This is a genomic window from Streptomyces sp. NPDC006384 (assembly GCF_042870695.1).
Lineage (GTDB): Bacteria > Actinomycetota > Actinomycetes > Streptomycetales > Streptomycetaceae > Streptomyces.
The window spans coordinates 75410-100465 of the sequence record NZ_JBIAHR010000030.1 but is presented as its reverse complement, the minus strand read 5'-3'; the positions used below and the strand labels follow the sequence as shown (position 1 = coordinate 100465).

26 protein-coding genes are annotated in these 25056 nt (G+C 71.2%); 17 read left to right on the top strand and 9 right to left on the bottom strand.

The genetic code is table 11. The features are described from left to right. Window positions 1–249 precede the first annotated feature (249 nt). Together ACFYOJ_RS31660 and lexA are read left to right on the top strand one after the other, a co-directional pair. Entirely contained in the window at window positions 250–420 is a 171-nt protein-coding gene (locus ACFYOJ_RS31660; RefSeq protein ID WP_356558934.1) for a hypothetical protein, read from the top strand. Between the two features lie 162 nt (window positions 421–582). Continuing rightward, complete coding sequence (gene lexA, locus ACFYOJ_RS31655) at window positions 583–1257, top strand: transcriptional repressor LexA (protein WP_356558932.1); 675 nt, start codon at window positions 583–585, stop codon at window positions 1255–1257. A 75-nt stretch (window positions 1258–1332) separates the two neighbouring features. Here the strand turns inward: lexA and ACFYOJ_RS31650 are convergent, their stop codons facing one another. The 6 genes from ACFYOJ_RS31650 to ACFYOJ_RS31625 all read right to left on the bottom strand — a co-directional run bounded on the left by ACFYOJ_RS31650 (window position 1333) and on the right by ACFYOJ_RS31625 (window position 6484). After that, entirely contained in the window at window positions 1333–1758 is a 426-nt protein-coding gene (locus tag ACFYOJ_RS31650; RefSeq protein WP_356558930.1) for a hypothetical protein, read from the bottom strand. A gap of 33 nt (window positions 1759–1791) precedes the next feature. Then, window positions 1792–2529 carry a hypothetical protein gene (locus ACFYOJ_RS31645; protein WP_356558928.1) on the bottom strand — a complete coding sequence of 246 codons (738 nt, stop codon included), beginning with the start codon at window positions 2527–2529 and terminating at the stop codon, window positions 1792–1794. Beyond that, window positions 2526–3359, bottom strand: coding sequence for a hypothetical protein (locus ACFYOJ_RS31640; RefSeq protein ID WP_356558927.1), 834 nt, complete (start codon window positions 3357–3359; stop codon window positions 2526–2528). The genes ACFYOJ_RS31645 and ACFYOJ_RS31640 overlap by 4 nt, the downstream gene beginning before the upstream one ends. A gap of 70 nt (window positions 3360–3429) precedes the next feature. Further along, window positions 3430–4653, bottom strand: a complete 1224-nt coding sequence (locus ACFYOJ_RS31635) for a DUF3440 domain-containing protein (protein WP_356558926.1) — start codon at window positions 4651–4653, stop codon at window positions 3430–3432. After that, entirely contained in the window at window positions 4620–6062 is a 1443-nt protein-coding gene (locus ACFYOJ_RS31630; RefSeq protein WP_356558924.1) for a hypothetical protein, read from the bottom strand. The genes ACFYOJ_RS31635 and ACFYOJ_RS31630 overlap by 34 nt, the downstream gene beginning before the upstream one ends. Beyond that, window positions 6059–6484 (bottom strand): hypothetical protein, encoded by a 426-nt coding sequence (locus ACFYOJ_RS31625; RefSeq protein ID WP_356558922.1) that lies wholly within the window; start codon window positions 6482–6484, stop codon window positions 6059–6061. Before ACFYOJ_RS31625 ends, ACFYOJ_RS31630 begins: the two co-directional genes overlap by 4 nt. Before the next feature lie 285 nt (window positions 6485–6769). Here ACFYOJ_RS31625 and casA point away from each other — a divergent pair, with 285 nt between their 5' ends. Genes casA through cas6e form a run of 5 tightly spaced genes read left to right on the top strand, consistent with a single transcriptional unit; the run spans window position 6770 to window position 11415 of the window. Next, window positions 6770–8239: a type I-E CRISPR-associated protein Cse1/CasA gene (gene casA / locus ACFYOJ_RS31620; protein ID WP_356558921.1), complete on the top strand. Its 1470-nt coding sequence runs from the start codon at window positions 6770–6772 to the stop codon at window positions 8237–8239. Beyond that, window positions 8236–8826 carry a type I-E CRISPR-associated protein Cse2/CasB gene (gene casB / locus ACFYOJ_RS31615; protein ID WP_356558919.1) on the top strand — a complete coding sequence of 197 codons (591 nt, stop codon included), beginning with the start codon at window positions 8236–8238 and terminating at the stop codon, window positions 8824–8826. Before casA ends, casB begins: the two co-directional genes overlap by 4 nt. Window positions 8827–8859: 33 nt before the next feature. Further along, window positions 8860–10017, top strand: a complete 1158-nt coding sequence (gene cas7e / locus ACFYOJ_RS31610) for a type I-E CRISPR-associated protein Cas7/Cse4/CasC (protein ID WP_356558917.1) — start codon at window positions 8860–8862, stop codon at window positions 10015–10017. After that, entirely contained in the window at window positions 10014–10718 is a 705-nt protein-coding gene (gene cas5e / locus ACFYOJ_RS31605) for a type I-E CRISPR-associated protein Cas5/CasD (protein WP_356558915.1), read from the top strand. The genes cas7e and cas5e overlap by 4 nt, the downstream gene beginning before the upstream one ends. Before the next feature lies 1 nt (window position 10719). Continuing rightward, on the top strand, window positions 10720–11415 hold the full coding sequence (gene cas6e / locus ACFYOJ_RS31600; RefSeq protein ID WP_356558913.1) for a type I-E CRISPR-associated protein Cas6/Cse3/CasE: 696 nt from the start codon (window positions 10720–10722) through the stop codon (window positions 11413–11415). Window positions 11416–11750: 335 nt separating this feature from the next. Here the strand turns inward: cas6e and ACFYOJ_RS31595 are convergent, their stop codons facing one another. Next, window positions 11751–11960 carry a hypothetical protein gene (locus ACFYOJ_RS31595; protein WP_388598360.1) on the bottom strand — a complete coding sequence of 70 codons (210 nt, stop codon included), beginning with the start codon at window positions 11958–11960 and terminating at the stop codon, window positions 11751–11753. Window positions 11961–12808: 848 nt separating this feature from the next. Here ACFYOJ_RS31595 and ACFYOJ_RS31590 point away from each other — a divergent pair. From ACFYOJ_RS31590 to ACFYOJ_RS31570, 5 genes are all read left to right on the top strand, one after another. Further along, a complete protein-coding gene (locus tag ACFYOJ_RS31590) occupies window positions 12809–13186 on the top strand; it encodes an SH3 domain-containing protein (protein ID WP_388598358.1) in 378 nt (125 codons plus the stop codon). 247 nt (window positions 13187–13433) lie between these two features. Beyond that, window positions 13434–14684, top strand: coding sequence for an MFS transporter (locus tag ACFYOJ_RS31585; RefSeq protein ID WP_356559556.1), 1251 nt, complete (start codon window positions 13434–13436; stop codon window positions 14682–14684). 14 nt (window positions 14685–14698) lie between these two features. Beyond that, window positions 14699–15961, top strand: coding sequence for an acetyl-CoA carboxylase biotin carboxylase subunit family protein (locus tag ACFYOJ_RS31580; RefSeq protein ID WP_388598355.1), 1263 nt, complete (start codon window positions 14699–14701; stop codon window positions 15959–15961). A gap of 35 nt (window positions 15962–15996) precedes the next feature. Beyond that, window positions 15997–16371 (top strand): hypothetical protein, encoded by a 375-nt coding sequence (locus tag ACFYOJ_RS31575; RefSeq protein WP_356559155.1) that lies wholly within the window; start codon window positions 15997–15999, stop codon window positions 16369–16371. Window positions 16372–16404: 33 nt separating this feature from the next. After that, complete coding sequence (locus ACFYOJ_RS31570) at window positions 16405–17184, top strand: glycosyltransferase (protein ID WP_356559157.1); 780 nt, start codon at window positions 16405–16407, stop codon at window positions 17182–17184. A gap of 266 nt (window positions 17185–17450) precedes the next feature. On the opposite strand, the gene ACFYOJ_RS31565 is transcribed toward ACFYOJ_RS31570, so the two are convergent. Both ACFYOJ_RS31565 and ACFYOJ_RS31560 read right to left on the bottom strand, forming a co-directional pair. Beyond that, a complete protein-coding gene (locus tag ACFYOJ_RS31565; protein ID WP_356559159.1) occupies window positions 17451–19268 on the bottom strand; it encodes a hypothetical protein in 1818 nt (605 codons plus the stop codon). Between the two features lie 165 nt (window positions 19269–19433). Beyond that, window positions 19434–20225 (bottom strand): hypothetical protein, encoded by a 792-nt coding sequence (locus ACFYOJ_RS31560; protein ID WP_356559161.1) that lies wholly within the window; start codon window positions 20223–20225, stop codon window positions 19434–19436. A 223-nt stretch (window positions 20226–20448) separates the two neighbouring features. Between ACFYOJ_RS31560 and ACFYOJ_RS31555 the strand changes: the two genes are divergently transcribed. The 5 genes from ACFYOJ_RS31555 to ACFYOJ_RS31535 all read left to right on the top strand — a co-directional run bounded on the left by ACFYOJ_RS31555 (window position 20449) and on the right by ACFYOJ_RS31535 (window position 25029). Then, window positions 20449–21156 carry a hypothetical protein gene (locus ACFYOJ_RS31555; RefSeq protein ID WP_356559163.1) on the top strand — a complete coding sequence of 236 codons (708 nt, stop codon included), beginning with the start codon at window positions 20449–20451 and terminating at the stop codon, window positions 21154–21156. Between the two features lie 462 nt (window positions 21157–21618). Then, window positions 21619–22155 (top strand): hypothetical protein, encoded by a 537-nt coding sequence (locus ACFYOJ_RS31550; RefSeq protein WP_356559165.1) that lies wholly within the window; start codon window positions 21619–21621, stop codon window positions 22153–22155. A 117-nt stretch (window positions 22156–22272) separates the two neighbouring features. Then, complete coding sequence (locus ACFYOJ_RS31545; RefSeq protein ID WP_356559167.1) at window positions 22273–23058, top strand: hypothetical protein; 786 nt, start codon at window positions 22273–22275, stop codon at window positions 23056–23058. Between the two features lie 363 nt (window positions 23059–23421). Beyond that, entirely contained in the window at window positions 23422–23943 is a 522-nt protein-coding gene (locus tag ACFYOJ_RS31540) for a hypothetical protein (RefSeq protein ID WP_356559266.1), read from the top strand. Window positions 23944–24279: 336 nt separating this feature from the next. After that, the gene (locus tag ACFYOJ_RS31535; RefSeq protein WP_356559268.1) at window positions 24280–25029 is read left to right on the top strand and encodes a nuclease-related domain-containing protein; all 750 of its coding nucleotides are present in this window, start codon (window positions 24280–24282) and stop codon (window positions 25027–25029) included. The last annotated feature ends 27 nt before the right edge of the window (window positions 25030–25056 follow it).

Here is a 25056-nt window from a genome sequence, read left to right as displayed (position 1 = left end):
CGGCTGGGCGGCCTGCTTCCCCTCGTCACCCGCCACCACCTCAACGTCGCCCTTCAGTGTGAACGCAGCGCACGGCAGGGTCAGGCCCGGCCGGTCCCCGCTGCTCACCGATGAACGCGAGCCGGCCATGCGTCCGGGCGGCCTGGAAGCTTGTCCCCACCGGAAGGACCGGAACCGACTTCCCTCCTGGCCGAGCACTGTGGTGCTGAGTCGGCCCAGGGCGGCACGCTCGTCTGCGAGGCTGAGCGCATGAACCCCGTCGACGAGTGCCTGTCCATCCCGTACGAGGGACTGCCGCCCGGCCTCCAGCCGAGCAACCTGCACTCCGAGTGCCGCCTCCGAGACTGGCGCCCCGAGCCCAGCCAGCCCGCCCTGCACCCGCGCCGCACGCTTTTGCAGCGCCTGCTCGGTCTGGACTGACGCGGCACGGACCGAAGGCGTCCACCGCGAGATCCAGGACCGCCGCGCCATGCCGTGAGGCCGTACTTTGCAAAGTGAGGTGCGCGACATCGAATATCAGTACGCATCTGTCGGTATCGGCAGATACGGTCGAACCGCGTAGATCACCAAGGGGAGGGCGCCATGGAGGCTGTCACCACAACGAGCCGCGTCGGGCGCCCACCGGGCATCCGGACCGGTGACGACGGGCTGACCGATCGTCAGCGGCGCATCCGGCGCTGCATCGCCGAGTCGATCGAGACCAGGGGTTACCCGCCGTCCATGCGTGAGATCGGCAAGGCGGTCGGGCTGACCAGCACCTCGTCCGTCGCACACCAGCTGCTTGCCATGGAGAAGAAGGGCGTCCTGCGACGCGCTCCCCACCGACCCCGTGCCTACGTAGTTGCCGGAAGCGAAACGCCATCGACGATCGGACCAAACCCTGCTGTGGTCCACGCCCCGCTGGTCGGCCGCATCGCCGCCGGCACACCGATCACGGCAGAGCAACACGTGGACGACGTGTTCCCCCTGCCCCGCCAAGTTGTCGGCGACGGCGACCTCTTCGTACTGACCGTGGCCGGCAGCTCCATGATCGACGCACACATCACCGACGGGGACCAAGTAGTCGTCCGCTCGCAGCCCGACGCCAACAACGGTGACATCGTCGCCGTCATGATCGACGGGGAGGCCACCGTGAAGCGCCTCAAACGAAACGGCACGGACGTCTGGCTGATGCCGGAGAACAAGGACTACCAGCCGATATGCGGCCGCGAGGCCACCATCCTCGGCAGGGTCACCGCCGTGATGCGTCGCCTGTAGAGTCCGGCAGGAAGACGGATGGGACTGCCACGTCCCCGGCCGTCAGACACCTTCCGGGGCCAAGGACGAGGGGAGTTAGTCCCGGATATCGGCCCGGCGGACCAGGGTGGTCATGTTGACGGTCGTCTTGACGGCGTGGAAACCGGCCGCTTCGTGATGAGGCGCGATGGAGTGGCGAACGATGGCGTGCAAGTCCCGATCGTGACCGAAGTGCTTAACGGCAGCCAGGACCAGCTCGTCCGCCGCGTCGTCGTGACCGGGGAGGGTGTAGAGGCTTTCGAGCATGGTGCGGCGGGAGCGATTGGCGCTCTGGTTGACAGCGCAGAAGCCGCGGAGTTCGCCGTCCGGTGTCTTCAGGATGATCCAGGTCTTGGTGTCTTCGTCCCAGGGCACACCTCCGAGGGCTTTGTGAACTTCGTGGCGGGCGAGGTAGGGGCCGAGGGTGGGATAGAACGCGGGGTCCTGGTTGGTCAGGAGAACGGGGTCGGGCTGAGCGGGCACAGGGTCCTCCAGGTGTCGGACGAAGATGTCGGTTCAGGCGAAAGAGAGGGCGTAGGACGGCTCGCGGGCGCAGCGGGCGCAGACGCGGCCGGGAATGCCGTTGGAGTCGGTGGCTTCGTGGCCGCGGCCGGGGCCGTCGCAGTTGTCGCAGGTCCTGCGCTGTGGCGGTACGGGAGGTGTGGCGGGGGTAGTGCAGTTGGGCCAGTGCTCGACCTTGGCGTCGCGTCCGGCTCCGACGAGGTGGCCGCCGCCGGGGGCGATGTCCGTTCCGCAGTCGTGGCGGCAGGGGGCGGTGCGGCGGTTGGGGCGCTGCGCTTCGGCGAGGACGACGGGCGGTGCGCCGGGAGCGGGATGGGCGCTGAGCAGGGCGGTGGCCTTGGTGGTGACCTGCCGGCCGAAGGCGGAGGCGGCGCGGATGTAGTGGCGGGTCCACAACGGAGTGAGGGCGCCGTCAGGGGTGAGGAGTGCGATGGTGAGGTGTGCGTCCTCGGTGGTGTACCGGCGGCGGGTGCGGGCGTTGACGGCGGTTCCGGTGGCGGTCTTGTCGGCGGTCAGCAGCAGGGTGCCGGCAGGGAGGGCGATGTTGTCGCCCGGGTTGAGCCAGTGGCCGGGTAAGGCATCAACGCCAGTTCGGCCAGGGTAGACGGCGTCGAGGGTGCGCCGCCAGGAGGTGTGCCGCATGCCGTCGGGGATCGGTGGGACGGTCAGGCGTACCCAGCCGTTGGGGACACGAGCGCCGGGCACTGGGCGTCGGCCGGAGTTCCGGCTCATGACTGCTCCCTGGAGGTGCTGAAGGGATCGGTGTCGGTTTCCCAGGCTTCGGAGAACTCCGTGTCGGCGAACGCGGCGGCGAGTCCGCTGACCTGGGCGAGGCGGGTGACCTCGTCGGGCTGCATGCCCAGATGCTTTTCGAACCAGGCGAAGCTCTTCCGTTCCCGCAAGAGCTGGAGGACCATCTCGGACAGGCCTTCGATGGTGTGCACGCCGCGTGCGGCGTTGTGGCGGATGGTGGCGGCCTGGCGGTCTTCCAGGGCCTCGCGGTCGGTGTTGATGACGGTGACCGGCAGGTAGCCGTGTACGCGTTCGGCCACCGCGGGGGCGTGCTTGCCGATGAGGTGGCGGTGGAAGCCGTCGACGACTTCGATCGGCGCGGCCGGTGTGACCGTGCCGTCTTCGGCAGGTTCGGACGGGGCGTTCGCGGCGCTGGCGTCTCCAGGTCGCCAGGCCACGATGGGCTGGGTGAATCCGTCCACGGTGATGGAGTGCTCAAGGAGGTCCATCTGCCGGGGGGCGACCGCGTTGGGGTTGTAAGAGTTGCCCTCGACGGTGTCGGCCTTCTCCCACAGCACCAGGTCCACGGGCTCGCTGCGGAATGGACTCTGCTCGTGCAGGAGTGTGCGAAGGGCGTTGAGGGTGGTCACCCGCTCGTCGAGGGGGAGGTCGGCGAGCGCGTCGATCAGGGGCCGGGCGGCGTCGATGATCTGGGCGCCGGTGCCGTGGGCGGGCGGTGGTGGCGTACGGCGTGCCGGGCTCTTGGCGGGCGTCCGCCTTGCTGGAGCCTGGTCCGGCAGGGGGATGTGGAGGGCGGTCTGCTCACTCACGGCGTGGTCCTTGCGGGGCGTGGTCGTACCGGCGGCGGGGGCGATGCCGGGGGGAGTGGTTTCGGGGCGGTCAGACGGTGCCACGGAGCCTCCACTCTTCCTTCTTGATCTGCATCCGCTTCCTGTACTCCGCGTAGGAGTTCTTGCTCTTCGGCGGGGCCATGGAGAATTCCTTACACCAGTAGTCGTAGGACAGCAGCATCTTGACGATCCGCTTCCAGGAGGGGGTCTTCTTGTCGAAGGGCCCTTCGTCGGGGATGACACCGTCGGTGTAGCCGTTGTTCTTCTGGTGCCAGCGGATGAAGACGGCGATCTTGATGCGGAAGTGCTCGGCGGTCTCGGGCGGCATGGAGGCCAGCAGGTTCTGGGCGAACTGCTCCCAGGTGATGGAGTCGGGCTTGGTGACCTTGATCCGGCCGCTGACGTTGCCGATCTCGCGGGCGGTGCGGGCGCCGAACTCGGCGCCTTGGACGCGGGCGGCGACCATGCCCCAGGTGTGGGGCTCGATCAGCTGGTACAGCCACAGGCCGCGTTTCTGGTCGTCGCCGTAGGGCTGGCACAGCCGCATCTGGTGCAGGGTGAGGCCGGCCTGGTGCATGCGGTCGTAGACCGCGTTGTAGGGGACGTGGTGACGGCCGTTGAAGGCCCAGATGTCCTCGACGCGCCAGTCGTAGATGGGGTAGCCGTTGAAGACGCGGGCGCTGATCATCGTGGTCCACGGCAGGTCGTCGTGGCGCTGTTTGCGGCGGCTGGCGATGGTCCGGTAGCGGTTGAGGGACTCCTGGGTGCGGATGCCGACGAGGCAGGCGGTCATTTTCCCGCCGTGCTGGCGGGAGTACCAGTCGCCGAATTTCGGCACGAAGTCCTCGAACTCCATGCCGTACTCGTAGAAGTCGAAGTAGCCTTGGTCGCCGATGGCCTCAGGGGGACGGGGGCGGACCCAGGCGTCCTCCTTGCCCGGCTCCCAGCACGTCCACTGCGGCTCGAAGCTGCTGACGGCGTTGCGGAGGTTGATCGGGAGGGCGACCCAGTAGACGTCCAGGACGTCCTCGTGCCGTTTGAGCATGAGGCGGATGTAGTCCTCGGTGAGCTGGTACTGGGCCTCCAGGTCGACGATCAGGACGCCGAGGCGGCGGCCACGCCGGCGAGCCTCGTTCGCGGCGAGCTCCAGCAGGACACCGGAGTCCTTGCCGCCGGAGAACGACACGTACACGCACGGGAAGTCGGTGAAGAGGCGGGAGATGCGCTGACGGGCGGCGGTCAGGACATCCATTCCAAGGCCGCGGCGAGCCATGCCTGTACCTCCTTCTCGGTGATCTCGACGATGTCGCCCTCGGCGGTGACCCGGACGAACGCGCGGTGCTCGGCGGTGACGCGGGCGCGCCGGCCCAGACGGCTGCGCACCGAGCGCCAGTCCTTCGCCGGGGGCCCCAGGGGACGGGAGACTTCGTAGACGCGGCGGGGCCGTAGGGTCCAGGCGTCCAGGACGCCGCGGTGTCCGTGGGCGTCGGCCTGGTCGTAGTCGGTCTGCGGGCGCAGGAACTTTCGGGCCAGGCCGTGGCGGGGGTCGTGGCCGGTGATCTCGGCGACCCAGCCGCGGTCCCCGCAGATGCGCTCGACGACCGCTCGGGCGAGGAAGGTGCCTCCGTCGGGCCGGGTGGCGAGCGCCTGGTCGAGCTCGGCGGCCAGCAGCGGGGCGGCCTCCATCCAGGTCGCGGCCCGCACCAGCGCGAGGGTGGCGCCGTTCCGGGTGGTGCGGGTGTCCAGGACGTGCGTGAGGACGGTCATGTGGCCGGTATCGGCGAGGATCCGCCCGCCGGGCAGGCCTTCGGGCAGCGCGGGCTCGCCTGCGGCGGGGGTGTGCTGGATCCGGCGTACCTGGCCCGGCATCCAGTCAGTGCTCTCGCGGGCGGGGACGCGGACACTCCAGCGGGGCAGGCCGTCGACGGGGAGCGCGCAGTGGCCCGGGGTGTGGTGGGGGCCGTGGTCCCAGTAGCCGGTGCCGGCGGGGATGGTGGTGCGGCACTCCAGGCACCAGGTGGCGGCGCGCAGCGGCGGCCCGGGCAGCGGCTGGTCGGGGCAGGCGCGGTGGACGGGCCGGTAGCGGCCGGGCGCCCCGGGGGCCGGGGCGAGGAGGCCTTCGCCGGCGCTGACCCAGCCCGAGCAGTCCGCGCAGCGGCCCGCGTCCGGGTTGACGCCGAACGGGGGGACGGGGCAGGGACGGCAGGTGGTGACGTGCCCGGCCGGGGTGCGGTGCGCCAGCCCCTGGCCGGTGGGCAGGGCCTGGCCGCAGGCCCTGCAGACGGCGGGAGCCGGGTTCGGCTCGGCGAGGACGCGCACCATGTGGCCGGCGGCGTCGCCGGCGAGGAGGGCACGGAGAGCGTTGATCTCCCGGGGGCCGAGCGGGCTGCGCCGCTGCCACCGCCCGGCTTCTTCCGTCCCGTCCGGGGTGACGCGCAGGGCGGTGATCGTCCAGCGGCGGGGCGCGTCGTGGATGTCGACGGCCAGGACGAGGGCGCCGTCGGAGAGCACGGTCCGGGCGCCGGGGGTGAGCCACATGCCGTCGAGATCCCGGACGACGCGGGCCCGCGTGGAGATGGCGGTGATCATCAGCCGCCAGCCGGACATCGCGCCGGGGGCCGGGCCGGGGATGTCGGCGGGGACGGACGGCGCGGCGCGCTCGGCGATGCGGGTGCGGTTCACTCCTGCTCCAGGGAGGGGCGGTCCGCGGCAGGGTCGGCGGTGCGGCGGGCGGGCCCGCGCTGTCCGGGGCGCCGGCGGTGGGGCCACCAGGCGTGGACCTCTGCGTAGTGCCAGCGCTTGTTGTCGGTGCCGGGGGCCGGGCGGGGAGCGTTGGGGTCTCGGTGCAGGGCCCGGTAGAGGGTGTCGTCGCGTACGCGCAGGTGGAGGGCGAGGTCGGTCAGGGGCAGCGGGTCGGTGGTGACCTCGTCGGGGTGTTGGGCGACGCCATCGCGCGGCGCCTTGAGCGCGCGGGCTCGGGCGACGGCGGCTAGGTGCTCCTCGATCAGTTCCCGGTCGTAGCCGATCTCCCGCTCCACCCATTCCAGGCCCTTGTCGGCGACAAGGCGGTCGATGAGCTCGGAGAGGGTCTCGCGGGTGGTCATGGGCCCTGACTCGTGGGGATGGCTGCGGACCGGTCGATGGTATCGCCGTCCCCCGCACAACAGCGTTCCCGTCGTCACACACAGCGGCCCGGGCGCTGGCCGGTAGCGGAAGCGGCGCATCAGGAACGGACCTCCGGCGGTCGAGGAGACAGGGCGTTCACGAAGCCCAGAGGTAGCACAAATAAATTGGCAAGTCAGCTAGCTTGCCATTTTTTTGGTGGGCTGTCAGGGTGCATGGCGACGGATTCACATCGCGCCGTTTCAGGCGCCGACGAAGGAGGGGCTGTGGCGGAATTCGACCTGCTCACACAGCCGTGGCTGCCGGTCGTGACCGACAACGGGCCCACACGGGTGTCCCTGCGCGAGGCGCTGGAACGAGCACACGAGGTGCAGCTGGCCGCGCCGGATCCGGAGCACGCCGCGCTGCTGCGCCTGCTGCTGGCCCTGCACGCGGCCGCGGACCGGCCCCTCGGCCAGGAGCAGTGGGACGCCGCCTGGCGCGCGCCCACCCTGGACTCCGACCGGATCGGCGCCTATCTCGATGCGCACGCCGACCGCTTTGACCTGCTCAGCGACGCCCGCCCGTTCTGGCAGTCCGCCCACGTCACCGAGGCGACCCAGGACGTGCGGGGTCTGGACGTGGCGGCCTGGAGCTCGGGCGCCCCGCAGTTCGCTTCGCACCTGCTGGCGGAGCCCGGCCCGCTGGACGCGGCCGATGCGGCGGTGGGCCTGGTGATGCTCCAGGCCTGGCACCCGGGCGGGATCCGCACCGGGCACCCGGCCGACCCTGCCACCCGGGCCGGGAAGGTCTACGGCTCCAAGCCCGGCCCGCTCAGCACGATGACCCACCTGCGGATCACCGGCACCTGCCTCAAGGACGAGCTGCTCCTGAACTGCCCGCCCGGCCCCCGGGCAGCGGGCGACCACCCGGTGTGGGAGCGGGAATCCCCCACCGCGCCCCTGCGGAAGCGGGAGCCGGCCGGGCCGCTGGACTGGTGGACCTGGCCAACCCGCCGGGTGCGGCTGTTCGCCGACGACGCCGGCCGGGTGAGCAGGATCGCACTCCACGACGGCGACCGGCCCGACAGCCCCGACCAGTGCGCGGCGCGCCTTGACCCGGGAGCCGCGCTCACCGGACGCGGGACACGGCTCACGGTCTGCGACGGCGCCGGACACCTCCTGCCGTGGGTACCGGCCACCCTCCTCGATGACTCCCGCGCGGACGCCGGGGACTGCGCGGTCCTCGACCACGTCACCGCGGCCGCCGAGCGCGGCGCCCTGGCGCCGGAGATGCGCATGGAGGCGGCCGTGCTGCGGGCCGAGCACACCACCGGCCACCGCGCCGCCCTGTCCGGGATCATCCACCTCAGCGCCCCCCTCGGCATGGCCGGCGTGCTGGCCGACCCCGACCGGCGCACCCGGCTGGTGGAGGCCGCCCGACTGCCCTGGCAGGTGCAGAGGGAGATCACGCACACCGCCGCCGACACCCTGGGCCTGCTGGCGAAGACGGTGCAGTCCCGCGCAGACCTGTCCCTGGCCCCCCACCTCACCGCCGGCTGGGAGGAGTTCACCGACGACCCGGACGCCGAGACGGACCGTTGGTGGGAGTGCCTGGCGCGCGCCGCGCGGCAGGTCGCCGGGTCGAAGGGCAGCGGCAGCCGAGCCCTGTCCGCCGCCCGGATCTACGTCGCCGCGCTCGGCGCCCTGGAAAGCAACGCCCCTGCCACCACCACCGCAGAGGACCTGCTCGTATGACCACACCCGTCCCCCAGAACCCGATCCGTACCGCCGTGACGGTCCGCGACGTCACCGACCACCTGCTGACCGGCCTGCAGGCCCGCCTGGCCCGGGGCATCGACCGGGGGGAGAAGGCCCGGCTCAGCCGCAACGACCCGCCCGGCGCCCCCGGCCTGTGGCTCTCGCTGCGGCTGGAGGACCTCCACGGCAACGCAGGCCCCGGCCTGAGCGAGCAGGACTACGTCGCGGCCGCGACCGCGGTGACCGCCACCGCCCAGCTGTGGGCCCGCACCGACATCCCCCACGTCCGCTCGACCGCCCAGCGCGTCACCGTCCTCGGCCACGTCGTCGCCCGCATCGTGCTGGACCGTCCGACCGCCGAGGACGACCTCGCCCGCGTCCTGCGCTGCCACACCCTCGACGAGCTCCTGCCCCGCCTGCGGCCACTCCTGCGCGACGCCGCCCGGCTCGACTTCGCCCAGCTCGCCGCCGACCTCTACACCTGGCAGCAGCCCGACGGCCCCCACCGCACCACCCAGCAGTGGGCAACCGCCTACGCCCGGGCCAAGAACCGCGCCCACCGCGCCCCCACCACCCGCTCCTGAACCGCACCACCGAAGCGAAAGGCACCCTCAACCATGAGCGTCCACCTCGTCCTGCACGCCCTGCAGACCCTGCCCCCCAGCAACATCAACCGCGACGACCTCGGCACCCCGAAGACCGCCATCTACGGCGGCGTGCCGCGGGCCCGGGTCTCCTCGCAGTCCTGGAAGCGCGCCATGCGCACCCACTTCACCACCGCCGGCCTCGTTCCCGCCCAGGACCTGGCCGTCCGGACCCGCCACGGCATCAGCCTGCTCACCGCCGCCCTGGGCCCCCTGTGCCCCGGCCTCGACGAGGAGAAGACGGCCGCCATTGCGGAGAAGGTCCTCATCGCCGCCACCGGCGCCAGCCCCGACACCGCAGCCCGGCGCCCGGACACCGCCGCCCCCGCCACTAAGGAAATCCTCTTCCTGGGCCGCCGCCAGATCGACCGCCTCGCCCACCTCGCCGCCGACGGCGCCGCCGACATCACCGCCTACCTGAAGACCAAGGCCAACGTCACGGCCCTCAAGCAGGCCGTAGCGTCGAAGGACACGGTCGACATCGCCCTGTTCGGCCGCATGGTCGCCGCCGACCAGGATCTCAGCCTCGACGCGGCCGTCCAGGTCGCCCACGCCCTCGCGGTCCACCGCACCACCGTGGAGACCGACTACTTCACCGCCGTCGACGACTTCACCTCCGACAGTGGCGCCAGCATGATCGGCCGCGGCGAGTTCGTCGCCCCCACTCTCTACCGGCACGCAGTTCTCACCGGCCCCGACCTCGCCGCCAACCTCACCGACTACGCCGACGCCATGACGCTGCAGCAGGTGACGGCCGCGTTCGTCCGCGCCTTCGCCGAATCCGTACCGTCGGGGAAGATCACCTCCCACGCCCACGCCACCCGGCCCACCGTCCTGATCGCCACCGTCACCGGCACGCCCTTCAACCACGTCGGCGCGTTCGAGACCCCCGTCGAGACCACCGCCGGCGGGCACCTGCCCCCGGCCGCCGCGCGCCTGGCCGAGCACATCACCACCACCGAGACCGCCTACGGCGACCCGGACGCCCGCTCCTGGCTCCTCACCCTCCAGCCGCAGGCCACCGAACCTCTGAACGCCATCGCCGAACGCGTGCCCAGCCTTACCGCCCTCGCCGACACCGCCGCCGCCGAACTCGCCCACCGCACGAGCACCGTCCGGGAGCCCGCATGAGCGTCCTCATCCTCGTTCTCGCCGGTCCCCTGCAGTCCTGGGGCACCACCGCCCAGCACACCCATCGCGACACCCAGCCCCACCCCACCAAGTCCGCCGTGATCGGCCTGCTCGGCTGCGCCGCCGGCCTGGACCGCACCGACAAGTCGGGCCTGGCCGAACTCGCCACCCTCACCTACGCCGTACGCACCGACCAGCCCGGCACCCGCCTGCGCGATTTCCACACCACCCACACCCGCGACGGCCGCCCCATGCCGCTGTCCAACCGCTTCTACCTCGCCGACGCCGTCTTCACCGCCGCGCTCGCCGGACCCGCCCCCCTCATCGACCGCCTCCAGCAGGCCCTGTGCAACCCTGCCCACCCGCTCTCCCTCGGCCGCCGCTCCTGCCCCCCGGCTCGCCACCCCCTCCACAGCGTCCTCCCCGACGCCACCGACCCTGTCGAGGTCCTCAAGGCCCTGCCCTGGCAGGCCGCCTCCTGGTACCAGCAGGCCCACCCCCGCCACCGCATGACCATCCACCACGACACCCGCCCCACCAACCCGGCCGCCCGCCTCCACCACGACCACCCCGCCGACTTCACCCCCGGCCACCGCCGCCACACCGCCCGCCCCGTCGCCACCTTCACCCTCCCGGCCGCCGAACCCGACCACCCGGACGACCCGGACTTCTTCGACGCCCTGAACGACTGGACGACCTGAGATGACCCACCTCACCCGCTGCCCCCTTAACCCTGCCCGCGCCCGCCGCCTCACCGACTCACCGCAGCGGCTCCACGCCGCCGTCGCAGCCGCTTTCCCCCCGCCCCCCGGCGGACAGGCCACCGGACACCGCGTCCTGTGGCGACTCGAAGAGAAGGACCACCAGACGACCCTGCTCATCCTCAGCCCCACCCCGCCCGACCTCACCCACCTCGTCGAACAGGCCGGCTGGCCCCGCCTCGCCACCCCCGACGCCCCCGGCTGGGACACCCGCCCCTACACCCCTCTCCTCAACCACCTCCACGCCGGCATGCGGCTGCGCTTCCGCCTCACCGCCAACCCCACCCGTGCCGTGTTCCACCGAGGCCAGCGCGGTACCCGCACCGCCCTGACCACGCCCGCCGAACAGATCCAGTGGCTCCTCGACCGCGCCCCCACCGCCGGGTTCACCATCCCCACAGACGAACGCGATCCTGCCGCCGGCCCCCGCGTCACCGTCACCTCCACCCGCGTGCTCCGCTTCCCCCGCAACACCGGCACCGGCACCCGCCGTGATGTCCACCTGCGAACCGCCACCTACGACGGCCTCCTCGACGTCACCGACCCCGATGCCCTCCGCCGGACACTCACCGACGGCATCGGACACGGGAAGGCGTACGGCTGCGGCCTCCTCACGCTGGCCCGCCCGGCAGCTTGACCAGTACGTCGTTCGTCGCCCACCAACTCCTCGCTCTGGAGAAGAAGGACGTCCTGCGGCGCGACCCGCACCACCCGAAACGACACAGGCGCCTGGCTGATGTCCGAGAGTGGGAACGACCAGCCGATCTGCGGCCGTGAGGCCACCGTCCTCGGTAAGGTCGCTGCTGTCCTGAGTCCCCTCCAGCGGCGCACGACAGGGCCCGGACTCCAGGGCGGGAGGACAAGACCAGTGACGGTCCCGCCCCGGACCGCGGCCCGCCCGGTGGCGGCTCCGGCTGGAGCGTACCGCCGTGTCCGGCCCCGCGGGGGCACCCCCGAGGGCTCGATACGGTGTCACGCATGGGACGCCGGAAAGCCCACAGGCAGCGCCGGGTGCGCCCGCAGCAGATGACGGCAGATCGAGCAGAGCCGTACGAGGACCGCAACCGACGAGCGTTGTGCCGAGTCTGTGGTGGCGATCTCATCCGCGCCGAGCGCATCCGCCGAGACGCGGCACCAGAAACGATGATCAAGCACCTCGACAGCGACAGCGACCATGAGCACGACGCCGACCTCGTCTGGGTGTGGGACGAGGTGCAGTGCGACTTCTGTGGGGGACGCGGAGTCGAATGGTTCTATCAGGTGGCCCCGCTGGCGGCACCACGTCCCGCTTGGCTGTCGCCGGCGGGTGAGCTGCTCGATACCCACGGGGCTGTCAACCAGACGCCCTGGACGGCCTGTGGCGGATGCGCGGACCTGATCGAAGCCGAGAACTGGGACGGCACCAGGAAGAGACCGGAGACCTCATCGGCTCTACCGGCGCCGCGTCGATCCGAGCCGCACAGCGCCAGTGCGTGGCGATGCGGACCGGCGCCCGGGTGCCGTACGGAGACATGGCCGCTTAGAGTTACCAGTGTCTGCCCGCGCGGGCTCGGGTCCCGCCGGGGCAGACCTCGCTGAGGCTGCTGTCGATCAGGCATGCCGAGCCCGCACCTTCGTGCTGCGCGCACTGCTGCACGCGCGAATTCCCTCGTGCCCCATTTCCTGCAGGCCGATCTGAACCTGCGGAACCCGCATGCATCTTGAGCAGGAGGGGTCGGCAGGCGAATAGCAAGAATCCAGGCTGCGCGACGCCCTGAGTTATGCGCTGATTCCGACAAACGTCCACCGGGTCCCCTCGCGTGCTGGGAATTGCCCCTTTCTTCACGCATCATTCAGTGCACATGACGGGCTTTTCGGTCATACGGTGCCCTTCGTTGAAGCGCGAGAATCGTCGGAACTTATCCACAGGCTTTCTCTCCTAGCTTTTCAGGCGTGTGCTTTCCGCTGCGTGGACGGGATGTTGTAGCTCGTCTTGCCCGCGTTTCTGGATCGCGCATCTGTAAATCAGCCCACGGCTCAGGAGATGACGAATGCAGACCAAGTTCATCGGCCGCGCCGGCATCGCGGTGGCCACCATCGCCATGGGTGCCACGGCCACCATGGCGGCCGCGCCCGCCGCACTGGCGAGCACCCCCTCGCAGGCACCGACCACCCTCGCCGCCGCGAAGAACACCTGCCCCACCTGGACGGTGTACGGCAAGGGCGTCAACTTCCGCAGCGGGCCGTCCACCGGCTACCGCGCGATCGGCCAGCTGTACACCGGCGACTCCGGGACCAAGGTCGCGAGCAGCGGCTCCTGGGTCAAGATCAAGCTCGACCACAGGTCCAAGACCGGCTTGAAGACGGGGACGACCGGCTGGGTCAGCAAGTCCTACCTTGAGCAGTGCGTCTATATGCAGCTGGACTGATCCCTGGCGCTCCCTCGTTCTGCGGCTACAACGCCGTGTCACGGACACCCGGCCGGGCACTACCCCGGCCCGGCCGGGACCGGCCGAGGGCCGCCTCAACGCCCCCCGAAGAGGCGCCCGTCCTGCCCTTCCTCCGTAAGCGGGACCGTCCCGGCCGCCAGGGGTGCCGCCGCCTGCGCCGGCGGCACCCCCGCCCCTCCTCCCTTGCACGGCGCCGCCTGTCAGCGCCGCAACCCCAGGAGTCTGTGTGTCCACCACCGCCGCGCCGGTCGGCCGATCCGGCCAGGCCGGGAACGGAACCACATGCCGATGGCCCGCGGCGATCTGGATGCTGATGGCCGGCACCTTCCTCGTCCGCGGCCTCGGGTTCACCTACCCGTTCCTGCCGTACCACCTCAACGACCTGCACCTGTCTACCCGTACTGCCAGTGCCATCCTCGCCGTCTTCGGCGCCGGATGGCTGCTGGGCTCCGTCATGTGCGGCTGGCTCGCCGACCGGATCGGCCACCGCGCCACCCTCATCACGACCATGCTGCTTGCCGCGGTCGCTCTGCTCCTTCTCGCTCAGGCACAAGCCCTCCCCGCGCTGCTCGCCGCCACGTTCACCGCCGGCATCGTCTACGACGCCTCCCGCCCGGTGTTCACCGTGGCGATCGCCGATACCTTCCCCGACGACGGCGTCCGCGCCTCCGTCAACGCATGGCGCCACTTCGCCGTCAACGTCGGCGCGGCGGTCGCCGGAACCGCCGGCGGAACGCTCGCGGCCCCGCTGGGCATCCCGGCCCTGATCCGGGTCAACGCCGCCGCATGCGCGCTGTTCGCTCTCCTGGCCTGGCACTACCTGCCCGCCACCGACCACCCCCGCCGCTCGAACGGCAGCAGGGCCGGTAACTACCGCGCCGCACTGGGCGATCGCGGCTTGTGGCTGCTGCTCCTGGCCAGCCTCTGCGCCCTCACCTGCGCCGCGAGCCTCTTCTCCTCCCTGCCGATGCTCATGGCCGAAGACGGACTCGCCGCTGCCGACTACGGCTGGACCCAGACCGCGAACGCCACAGCGGTCCTGCTGCTCTCCCCGCTCCTCAACCGCTGGCTCAGCCGCCAGGCCGCGGCCGGCACCCCGATGACCGGTCTCTTCGCCGCCAGCTCCGTCCTCCTGGGCGCGAGCATGGGCGCCGCCGGCTTCGCCTCCACTACCCCTGGCTACGCCGCCACCGCCGCCCTCGCCGTCCCCGGGGAGATCGTCGTCTTCGTCGCCGCGTCCGACCTGCTCAACCGTCTCTCTCCCCCCACCGCCCGCGGCCTGTACGCGGGCATCTGGGGCACCACACTCGCCGGCGCCGTCATCATCGCCCCTGCACTCGCGGGATGGGCCCTCACTCACGGCGGCGACCAGCTCGCCGCGGCGACCACCTTCACCGTCGGCCTCCTCGGTGCCGCTCTGACCTGGCCCCTCGCCACCCTCATCCGCCGCGTCCACCTACAGCCCACCCTTCGCTGATCGGAGCCCCCACCATGTCCGACCCTCACCGCCCCGTCCTGCTCGTCCTGGGCGCCGGCGACCGCGCCTACCGGGCCTTCCCTCTCCAGGAATTCGCCGCTCGCCACGACCTCGTCCTCCTCGACCACCAGCCGCCTGACTGGATCCGGCCCTACGTCACCGACGCGCTCGACGTCGACTTGCACGATCACCGCGCGGTCACCCGCGCGGTCACCGAGCTCGCCCTGCGCCAGCCCCTCGCGGGCGTGACCACCTACCTCGAGCACCACGTCGAGCTCGCAGCGCAACTCGCCAAGGAGCTCGGGCTCCCCGGCGCCGCTCCGGAGGCCGCAGCCGCCTGCCGTGACAAGGCCCGCACCCGCCAACTCCTCGCGGAGCACGGCGTCCCGTCCGCCCGCTCCGTCCTCGTCCGCAGCGCCGAAGAAGCGGCCGCGGCCGCCGACATCATCGGCTACCCCGTCGTCATCAAGCCCCGCGGTCTGGGCGGCAGCGCCGGAGTGCGGCGCGCCGACAACCGCGAACAGGTCATCGCCGCCTTCCAGGAAGCGGCCGGTGCCACCTTGATCGGTCTCGAGAAGAATGCGGTCACCGGCGTCCTGGTCGAGGAGTACCTGCGCGGGCCCGAGATCAGCGTCGAGTGTGTCGTACAGGGGCGCGGCGACGTTCACATCGCGGCGGTCACCCGCAAACAGCTCGGCCCGGAGCCGGCCTTCCTGGAGACAGGCCACCTCGTCGATGCCGACGATCCGCTCCTGGACGACCAGGTCCTGCGCCGCATCGTCACCGAGGCGATTAAGGCGGTAGGGGTGAGCAGCGGGATCCTGCACGTCGAGGTACGCCTCACCAGTCAAGGCCCGCACATCATCGAAATCAACGCCCGCCTCGGCGGCGACCTCGTCCCCCGCCTGGTCCACCTCGCCACCGGCGTATCTCTCCCGCAGGCCCAGGCCGCACTGGCTACCGGAGACGTCCCGGACCTGACCGCCTCCGTACGGCAGAGCGCTGCCGTCGCATTCCGCTACCCGCCTGCAACCGGCACCCTACAAACGGCCCGCGCCGACGCGGTCAGCGCCGACTGGCTCGAACGCCTGGTCTGGACACATCAGCAAGGCGACGCCGTGACCGCCGGCGCGCACAGCACGATCAACGACCGGGTCGCCCACGCCGTGGTCTACGGGCCCACGCCCCAGGACTGCCGGGTCCGGCTCGCCCTGGCGCTGCAGAACCTCACCGTGGACATTGCCGCGCCCGTTCGCACCACCGCGTGTGTGCGCTGACCCGGGGCGCCGCAAACGCACGAAGGAGTGATGAGTTGAACCAGCACCGCGTACAGGCCGCCTCCTACGGGATCGGAGTGATCTTCCCGATCGTGGTCCTCGACCTGGTGCACCGGTGGTATCGCCCTCACCACCCCGGTCTGCCAACACAGCAGGCCGGCGACGCCTACGGAATGCTCGTCCTGCGCTGGACCGGCCCGCCGGGGGAGGAGGACGAAGCCCCCAAGCTCCTCATGGCCGCGGCCGCCCGGGCCCCCGCCATGCCGCCGGGCCTCGCCGAACTCCAAGCGTTCTACGCGTCCTTGCCGCCCGGACTGCACCTGATTGATCTGCCGGCCCGGCACGTCCTCGGTCCGTGGTCACAACGACCGGGCGCCAGTCCGCCCTTCGGCCCACGCCGCGCCGCATAGCACCCGCTCGACCCAGCATCCTCGGAAGGTTCCGTGTCCCCCCACTCCCGCCCCCAGGTCGCCGTCATCACGCCAACGCGCCTGGCCCCACAGCGCCGCACCTACTTCCTCGACCTCTATCGAAGCCTCCAGGAGCAGAACGTCTGCTTCGAATGGATCATCGCGCCGAACGGGCCCGACGCCGACGCCGACGCCATCCCCGAGCTGATCACCCAGGATCCCCGCGTCACCGTGCGCGCCCGCCCCAAGCCGGGTGCCGCACCGGCCCGCAACATCGCGATGAACGAGGTCACCGCCCCGTTCACGTGCTTCGTTGACGACGACGACGTGCTGCCGCCCGATTCCCTCGGCGTCCGCTACCGGCACGCGCTCGAGACAGGGCTGGGCTGGGTGGCGGGCTGGTCGGCCGACTTGCTGTCCGACGGAACCCTGAAGACCTGGGTCTGCCCCACGCCCGTTGGCCGACACGAAGCAGGGGAGGTGTGGACGTACTGGCCCTCGCCCGAACGCAAGCCGCCGCTCGGCCACACCATGCTCCTGACGCGCACAGAGATCGCGCGCGCCAGCGGCGGGCACGGCGGACTGTGGAAGGGCGAGGACTACGTCTACGTCATGTCGGTCACCGGCCGCAGCGCCGGCGAACTTCTGCCCGTCGTGACGTACCACTACCGCGATCACGAGCACCAGATGACCGAGGCCGACGCCTACATGGACGACGACGAAAAAGGCGCCCGGATCTTCTCTTGGCTCCAGGGGCGCGACGCCCGGGAACTGCGCCTGCGGGAGAGCAGTCTAGGATCCGCAGCAGCGTGAGCAGTGTCGACGGGTCATGAGCACCGTCCGAGTAAATCCGGGCGATCACGAGCAGTAGCCACGCTGTGTAGCGATCAGTTGAGGCCGACCAGCTACTGCAGCTCCTTGATGCACAGCAGCAGGAAGGCGGCCCAGCCGCTCATCCCGCCAGGGGAGCGGCTGGGCAGGGCTGACCGGCGCCCGTGCTGGGCAGCGGGGACCGACACTACCGCCGGGCAGGACGGGTAGATGCACGCAGTCCAGCCGGGACGCCCGGCGACGGCGTTTCACGCGCTGCCCCGGATCGCCTCCTTCGACCGGTCGCCGGCGACGGATTCGACGGCGCCGCAGCAAGGGAAGGGGTTGCCCTGGCTCGGGCGCGGCCTCACCAGGGCCGTGAGCTGCTCCCACGGTGTGACACGGGGGCCCGTCTCCACCAGCGCGTCCACCGCGGCGACGAGGGACTCGTTGGAGCTTCGCGCCAGCCCTTGGAGAGGCGTCGGCACCTCGGGGTGCCACACGGCGTGCTCGATCGCGGCCGCAAGATCCACCGACGCGCCCTGGGCCGGCAGGAGAAGAACTCGGTCTTGGTCGCTGATGACGAAGCCGACGGCGGGAGCCGACTGCCCGTAGCCGCCGACAGGCTCGGTGCGCAGCAGCACGACCTCCAGCGGCGCGCCTGCTGGGGAAGTGGGCGCGGGCATGACCCTCGGAACGTGGAGGGCGGCGAGCCCGGTGCCGGGGGAAGTGGCGCACCAGGCCGGACCGATGAGCGCAGGCCAAGTACCCAGCTCGGAGCCGGCAGCCGCATCGGGGTGAGCGTCGAGAGTGTCAAGGACGCGCTGCGCACGGTAGCTGCTGGAGGCGCTTGCGAGGGTGACGTGCTTGGTGAACAGGTCGCGCAGCTGGGGAGGCAGTCGGTTCGTGTCGACGAGCACGGTCCCGGTGCTACCGGGGTCTTTGAAGGTGAGCAGTGCATCGCGTGCCAGTCGCTGGGACGGCGCGTTCTCCATGACCCATTCGAGGCCCTCGTCGAAGCCACTGGTGACCGCGGGGGCGGGCGGCAGGTTGAACTCGACGGCGACCTGCCAGATGTCGGGGGCGCAGTCCTTGGGTAGCGCTCCGTAGTTGGGGAAGCTGTCTGCACGCCAGCCCGAGGTGGCCATGTACCAACGGGCCATGCCCAGCTTCAACACAGAGTCTCGCAGGGGGGCTTCCAGGCCGGCTGCGGCGCTCTCGCAGCGGCGCAGGAACGCCTGCGCCCCGGCCAACGGCGGGGGGACGTGCTCTGGTGACCGCGGAACGTCCGGTGTCCAGCTGGAGACGAGTGCTGGGGTGGCGCAGCCGGGTGGCCACCAGGGCAGCCGGTGTCCCAGCGCCTGGGCCAAGTCCCTGAGTTCGTCGTCGGAAGGGCGCCGCTGGCGGAGGCGACTGTGGAGGTGGTCTGCGTCACGGTCACCGAGGTCGGCCTTGTGGAGCTGGAGCATGCGCACGTGCCCGGACATGGAGCCGTACTCGGGTTCGGCGATGGTCGGCAGCAGGACCAGCGTGCCCAGCAGGTCGGGGTCCGCACGGTGATCGGGCTCGATGTCGGCGAGGATCTCGTGGACCAGGTGGTCCAGCGGGCTTCCATGAGGCCACTTGTGCGGCCAGCCGAGCAGGCGGCGCATCTCGCCCGGGGCGAGCACGGTTGCCAGCCACACGGACGGGCCGCTGCCGTCGGCGGCGGTGTAGCGAGCGACGTGGACGTCGATCGGCGGGTGACGCAGGTCGGGGTCGTCGGGCAGGTCCTTCTGCCGCAGCTGCAGCGTCTGCTGACTCTCGCGGCGCAAGTGCGGGCCATCCGGTCCCGGCATCAGCCAGGACGCGGTGCGCGGCGGCAGACGCCGGCCGGTACGTGCGCACCAGCGGGCCACGGTGTCGCCGCGCCACATCGGCCGCGTCGCAGTGCTGTCCGGAGCATCGGGCTCAGGAAGGGCGTCGGACTCGTCGACGCTGCGCAGTTGGGACACTCGCCCGCGAGTGAGACCGGTCAGCCGGGCGATGTCGGCAGCGGAGTAGGCATCAGCAAGTGGGCGGTTGGCACGCGTCCAAGGAAACGTCATGGCCCTAGACTAAACGAAACGTTTAGCGGCGCTAGCGCTTTTGGCATTCCAGTTGGGGCGGCCGTCTCGGAGAAGTGGCCGTCCGCGTCACCGTCTTGATGGCCCGCCCCTCCAGGGCACACCTGACCGCAGGTCGGCCCGAACGGACGGCACCGGCCGGGGCGGCTACCACTGCCCCGGCCGGTGCCCGCGGTGCAGCGCCCCACGAACCGTGACTCCGAACTGGGTGCGTAGGCGCCGCAGCTCCCACGCCGACAGTAGGGTGACGGACAGTGGTGGACCGAACAGGAAGAGGTACTGGACCGCCTGGGGCGCAGCGACGGGCGACCCGTCGGCGAGCTGGAACCCGAACATCACCCAGACCAGCAACGGCGACAGGAGCGGGGGGAGGACCTCGTGCACGTCGCCAGTGCGGAAGACGTAGTGGACGCAGAGGAACGCCGACGCGAGGCCGAAGGGCACAGCGAAGAGCACCGCGGCCAGGTCTACGAGCAGGAAGACGAACCGGAAGGGACCCAACTGCGGGGCTAGGCGGGCTCCGCCGCTGTTCTGCAGCAGCAGGAAGAGGAGGAGCACGGTCGCCAACAGGGCGCTGAAGCCCGTCACCGGCCCCGATAGCCGCCGCACGTACACCGCTCTGCCCGGAGGACGTGCTGCGGCCACGAAGACCACGAGGGACAGTGGGCCGACCACGATGAGTACGCCGGTGCTGATGAGGGCCTCGGTGAGTTTGTCCTGGGCGAACGAGGACACTGACTGCTGCAGCGGGTACGCGTAGACCATCCATATCGTCGCCGCGACTCCAATGACGGTCCTCATCATCTGGGCGGTCTCGATGGCTCTGTCGGTGAGCCGGCCGGGACGGGTCGGGCGGAAGGCGCGGGACGCGAGGGTGAAGGGCAGCGTCAGCAGTCGGGGGCGCCGTCCGCTGGGTGCGTGTGGCGTCGTGTAGGCCATGGGGGATCCCCTGAGTTCGGGCCGGCATGGAGCCGGCAAGCGAGTGGAGTTGCTGGCTGCGAGGGGTCGAGCCGCGTTCGGGCCTGTCGGCAGCCCGCGGCCCGAGGGGGGTATCTCCGCACAACCAGGTGACGCAATTAAGTTGACTAGATGGGGCATCGTAGCGTAATGTAAAAGGGTCAAGCGAGGAGTTGTGCCCTCGCTCCCCGAGCCCGGGAGTTCCATGATTCACCTGCCTCTTGCCCAGGATCTCGACAAGGAGATCTATAGCCCGCACGAGTTCCACAACCGGGTGCGCAAGGCACTGCTCATCACCGCGGAACTGCGGACCAGCCACTTCGCCGGTGTCATCACGCCGCGTGAGCTCTCCGCCCTCACGCAGGACCACATGGCGCTCGCGGCGCGCCGGATCAACGAGAACCCTCCGAGCGTCCGGCCCAACGGCAGCCCGACCGCCGACCTGATCACCGCATTCCTGCACGTCATCCGGACGGCCCAGCCCTCCGCCGGTCGCGGCCGCAGCGTCCACCAGCCGCGGTGGGTCGCGGAGTTCACCACGGACCTCCACCAGGCGATCCCGATCGCCTTCGACGTCTTCTGGAACAAGTTCAACGGCCGCCCGACCGCCGACCTCATCGACGGACTCAGCGTCCGCCAGATGACGGCCGCGGCACGCCGCATCAGGCCCGACGGACGTATGCCCACCCAGGTGGGCGCTCGCGCCGAACTCCTCGTCCGGCACCTCCTGCGCGTTATCCACGACGCACAGCCCGACACCCCCGAGGCCACGCCTGCGCCCGTCACGGCGGCTCAGCTCGGCCAGCCCCGGCAGGGCGACGCCACCAGCCTCCACGAGGCCGTGGCAGCTGCGATCGCGGCAGCGTCGGAGTCGAAGACTCCGACGATCGTCGTTCTCAGCTTCCCCCAGTAGGCGGCCGCGCCGCCCGGCTCCAACGGCACACCCACACCGGGGGTGCGTACAGCACCCCCGGTGCCCAGACGCGCTGCCCGAAGCCGAGGCGAGCCGCATCTCGCACCGCCGCGCGACGACCTCCCCGTACGACGGTGCGCCGGACCCTGCGCCGCGCCCGACGTACCGCCTCGCGGACAACGCGCCCACCCGACCAGCCACTCGGGATGCCCGCGCACGGCCCGCCCGGGCCCGATGACGAGGACGGCGACCTCGACGAGGACGACGCCGTACCCAACCTGGTCGGCGGCAACGCCGCGGTGTGGCACCCGCTGTGCAGTCGGTTCGACCGCAGGAACGGCGAGTTCCACCTGGACCTCGTCAAAGCCCGCGACGCCGGAACCGCCCAGCCCGCCCCTTCCGCACCCGGCCTCCACTACCGCGCACCCCACCGTCGCTCATTCTCCTCGAAGGAGTTCCGCCTTGCAGACCGACCTGGAATCCGCCGTCGCCGCACTGAACGCCGGCGACCACGTCCACGCCCACGGCACGGACAGTCGAGGTGTTGACACCCCGCGCGCCGGATACCTTCTCGCCGCACCCCGCCCCGAGACCGGACAGCGCCACAGCGGTCGTGACGAGGGCTGGCTCGTCTACATCGGTAAGCGCGGTGATGCCCCTGCCCTGTCCAACCGGCTCATGCTCTACCCGGACACGGGACGCATCGCACACACCCCCGAGCAGGATCTCACCCTGTGGCGTGCCACCTCGCTCCGGGAGACCGGCGCGAGCGCGCGCACCAAGAACCTGCGGATCCGCTTCGGAGGCCCGGCTACGCGCAGTGCTGTCGAGCCGACCCAGGACACCACCGTGTGCGTCACGTACAACACCGAAGGCTGGTACAGCCTGGACGCCACGGACGACAGCGGTACGCAGGTCTTCGAATGCCGCCTTGGCACGAGGATCTGGTGGGCACCGCTGCCGGACGCTCCTGTGGGCCTGTTGCCCGACGCCTGGTGATCTGCGCCTGTCCGCCACCTCCGAGGACCCACGTGCTCACCCGCCCGCGGCGCGAGCGCCCCGTGCTGCCCACCTCCGTCAGCACCGTTCACCTCAGCACGCGCATCAACCAGTTCCTTGCTGCAGGACACCTGTCGGAGCACCGACGCCCTGTCCAAGACCACCTGGTCCGAGGCGCGCGTCGTACCCGGAGCCGTCCTGTACACCACGCGTGACCAGGCCAACCAGCAGAAGAACGCGACGGCATCCGCCCACGCCGCCGTAGCGCACCACGCTCGGCCCCGTGCCATCCGCACATCCACACGACCTCGGGAGTCCCCGATCACCCACCGCACCGCCCTCGTCGACCGCGACGCCCGCTACCTTCAGGCAGCCCGGCGCGGCGCCCTGAGCGCTGTCACCGAGTACGGCGCCGTGCGCTACCTCGTCGACCGCTCCGGCAAGTTCCGCTCCTACCTCGGTGCGCCGCCGCCGGAGCTGTTCACCACAGGTCTCCTCCGGTACCGCAGTGACGGCGTCAGCTTGGAACTCACCTCCGCCGGCAGCACTGCCCTCGACGCGTACCTGGAGCACAAGGCCGCGCTGGACGCCCTCCCCTACACGCTGACCCGCAACCCACTGCGTGAGGAGCTGCACCGCGCCGACGAGCCCATCCGGATCCTGCGGGAGACCGCCACCGGCCGGGAGATCGCCCCCGGCGCCACGCTGACGGACCCGTCCGGGCACCCGGTCACCTACCTCGGTCCCACGATGTCCAGCGACGACCGCGGCGCCACCTGGAGGCCGACCTTCACGGCCCGCGTCAGCTACCCGGACCACGGAGCCTGGCTCTACCCGCCCGCCGCGCTCGGCGCGGCCTACGACGCGGAGCCGGCCGCCCCCGACGCCCAGGAGCCGCGGTGACCGGCCACGTCCTCGACGGGCCGCCCGCCGAGGATCTGCCTGAGGTCCCCACCGCGTCGGACTGGTGCCGCCGCTGGACGAACCGCAAACCGTCATGGAGGCACCGGAGCGACGGAGGCTTCGACGCCCGCAGCTTCGAGGTCCGCCCGCTGCCGGAGAAGCAGGCCAAGGATTTCGTCCTCGCGCACCACTACTCCGCCTCCTACCCGTCCGCGACCAGGAGGTTCGGCCTCTACCGGGTGGACGCCGGCGAGCCCCGGCTCTCCGGCGTGGCCGTCTTCGGCACCCCGGCCGGCGCGAACGTGCTTACCCGAGCGCTGCCCGAACTGCGCCCGAACGTTGAGGCGTTGGTGTGCGGGGTTCGTGCTGACCGATGCCTGCCCCGGCAATTCCGAGTCGTGGTTCCTGGCGCGATGCTTCTCCGAGCTGCGCGCGACCGGCGTGAAGGGGATCGTCTCCTTCGCCGATCCCGTCCCCCGGCGTAGCGCGGACGGCACCCTCACTGCAATCGGACATATCGGGCGAATTTATCAAGCCGTGAACGCCGTCTACACGGGCCGCGGGGCGGCGCGCACGCTTGTCCTGCTGCCCGACGGCACCATCCTCCATGACCGGGCTGCCCAGAAGATCCGGAAGCAGGAGCAAGGTCACAGGTACTGCGAGGAGAAGCTGATCCGGTTCGGTGCCGCCCTCCCGCGCGCCGGAGCGAACCCTGCCGAGTGGCTGAGGGACGCCCTGGCCGACATCGGAGCCCGAAAAATCAGACATCGCGGCCCACATCGGTACGTATTTCGTCTCGGGGCCAACCGTCGCGAGCGCGAGGCAATCCGTCTGGGCCACCTTCCCCTGACCGCGTACCCGAAGGCCCCGGACCCGCCCGACTGAGCGCTGCCCCTGCGGCCAGCTGGCCTTCATCCACGGGCGCACTCCTCCGCGCTGCGGCGCCCCTGGGACCGTTCGCTGACCAGCCCCAGCGGGACCGGAGGAACCTGGCCCCCGGCACCCGTTCCCGGCCGTGTGCCGGATCCGGTGGAACAACGCCCTGAGCTTCACGTCCGCCGGCTGTCGGGCAGCCGAAACTCGCTCGCCCCCGGCCCGAGCGCACCCTGGCGCGGACACCGACCGGCGCCGTCGCACCCCCGTCGCCAGACGCCGGCCTCTGTCCACAGGCCATCGGCCACACCATCACTCGAACCGGACCCCACCCCGAAGGACAACGGCATGTCCCTGATCGGCTCCCGGCGCCGCACCGGCGCCGGCGCCAGCGCACAGCGCATGGCCGACACCATCCGCGCTGACGAGCGAAGGAAGCAACATCGCACGGCCGCCTGGGTCGTTCCTCTCCTCGTCGCCCCCACCGCCGCGGGCGCCGCCTATCTGACTGCCGCCGTGACCAGTGCCCGCGTTGGCTTCGCCGTCGCCCTGACCATCACCGTCCTCGCGCTGCGCCGCCTCTACCGCAACGGCGGCAGCACCTGGGCGCGCGGGGCCGCGGGCGAGCGGAAGACGGCACGCATCCTGCGCACCCTCGTCTGGTGCGGCCTCGGTGCCTGGGCCGTCATCCACGACTTCCGCGTCGGCTCCAAGTACAACGGCGACCATCTCGTCATAGGCCGCTGCGGCCCGGTGTACGTCGACACCAAGACCTGGGGTGCCAAGAACGCCCGCGTTACCACCGACCGCCGTGGCCGTCTCTGGTACGGCCGCTACCCCCAGGACAAGACCATCGAGACCGTCCTGTGGGAAGCCGAATCCGCCGCCCAGGCGCTCGGGCATCCTGTCCGCGCAGTCATCGCCGTCCACCACGCTCCCGTCCCCCGCGGAGGTCTGCGCAGCGGGGGCGTGACCGTCGTCCAGGCCAGCGAACTGCGCCGCCACCTGCGCGACCTGCCGCGCACCCCCGGCTGGAACCGGGCCCGTGTCGCCGCGACCTACCGGCTCGCTCGTCACCGTCTCCAGCCCGCCGCGTAAGCCCCTTCCGCCCGCCGCGCCACTTCG

Excerpts from the sequence above, each read along its gene's own strand:
- ACFYOJ_RS31660 (WP_356558934.1), top strand. The coding sequence starts at position 250 with ATGAACCCCGTCGACGAGTGCCTGTCCATCCCGTACGAGGGACTGCCG.
- lexA (WP_356558932.1), top strand. The coding sequence starts at position 583 with ATGGAGGCTGTCACCACAACGAGCCGCGTCGGGCGCCCACCGGGCATC.
- ACFYOJ_RS31645 (WP_356558928.1), bottom strand. The coding sequence starts at position 2,529 with ATGAGCCGGAACTCCGGCCGACGCCCAGTGCCCGGCGCTCGTGTCCCC.
- ACFYOJ_RS31635 (WP_356558926.1), bottom strand. The coding sequence starts at position 4,653 with ATGGCTCGCCGCGGCCTTGGAATGGATGTCCTGACCGCCGCCCGTCAG.
- ACFYOJ_RS31625 (WP_356558922.1), bottom strand. The coding sequence starts at position 6,484 with ATGACCACCCGCGAGACCCTCTCCGAGCTCATCGACCGCCTTGTCGCC.
- casB (WP_356558919.1), top strand. The coding sequence starts at position 8,236 with ATGACCACACCCGTCCCCCAGAACCCGATCCGTACCGCCGTGACGGTC.
- cas7e (WP_356558917.1), top strand. The coding sequence starts at position 8,860 with ATGAGCGTCCACCTCGTCCTGCACGCCCTGCAGACCCTGCCCCCCAGC.
- cas5e (WP_356558915.1), top strand. The coding sequence starts at position 10,014 with ATGAGCGTCCTCATCCTCGTTCTCGCCGGTCCCCTGCAGTCCTGGGGC.
- cas6e (WP_356558913.1), top strand. The coding sequence starts at position 10,720 with ATGACCCACCTCACCCGCTGCCCCCTTAACCCTGCCCGCGCCCGCCGC.
- ACFYOJ_RS31590 (WP_388598358.1), top strand. The coding sequence starts at position 12,809 with ATGCAGACCAAGTTCATCGGCCGCGCCGGCATCGCGGTGGCCACCATC.
- ACFYOJ_RS31580 (WP_388598355.1), top strand. The coding sequence starts at position 14,699 with ATGTCCGACCCTCACCGCCCCGTCCTGCTCGTCCTGGGCGCCGGCGAC.
- ACFYOJ_RS31565 (WP_356559159.1), bottom strand. The coding sequence starts at position 19,268 with ATGACGTTTCCTTGGACGCGTGCCAACCGCCCACTTGCTGATGCCTAC.
- ACFYOJ_RS31560 (WP_356559161.1), bottom strand. The coding sequence starts at position 20,225 with ATGGCCTACACGACGCCACACGCACCCAGCGGACGGCGCCCCCGACTG.
- ACFYOJ_RS31555 (WP_356559163.1), top strand. The coding sequence starts at position 20,449 with ATGATTCACCTGCCTCTTGCCCAGGATCTCGACAAGGAGATCTATAGC.
- ACFYOJ_RS31535 (WP_356559268.1), top strand. The coding sequence starts at position 24,280 with ATGTCCCTGATCGGCTCCCGGCGCCGCACCGGCGCCGGCGCCAGCGCA.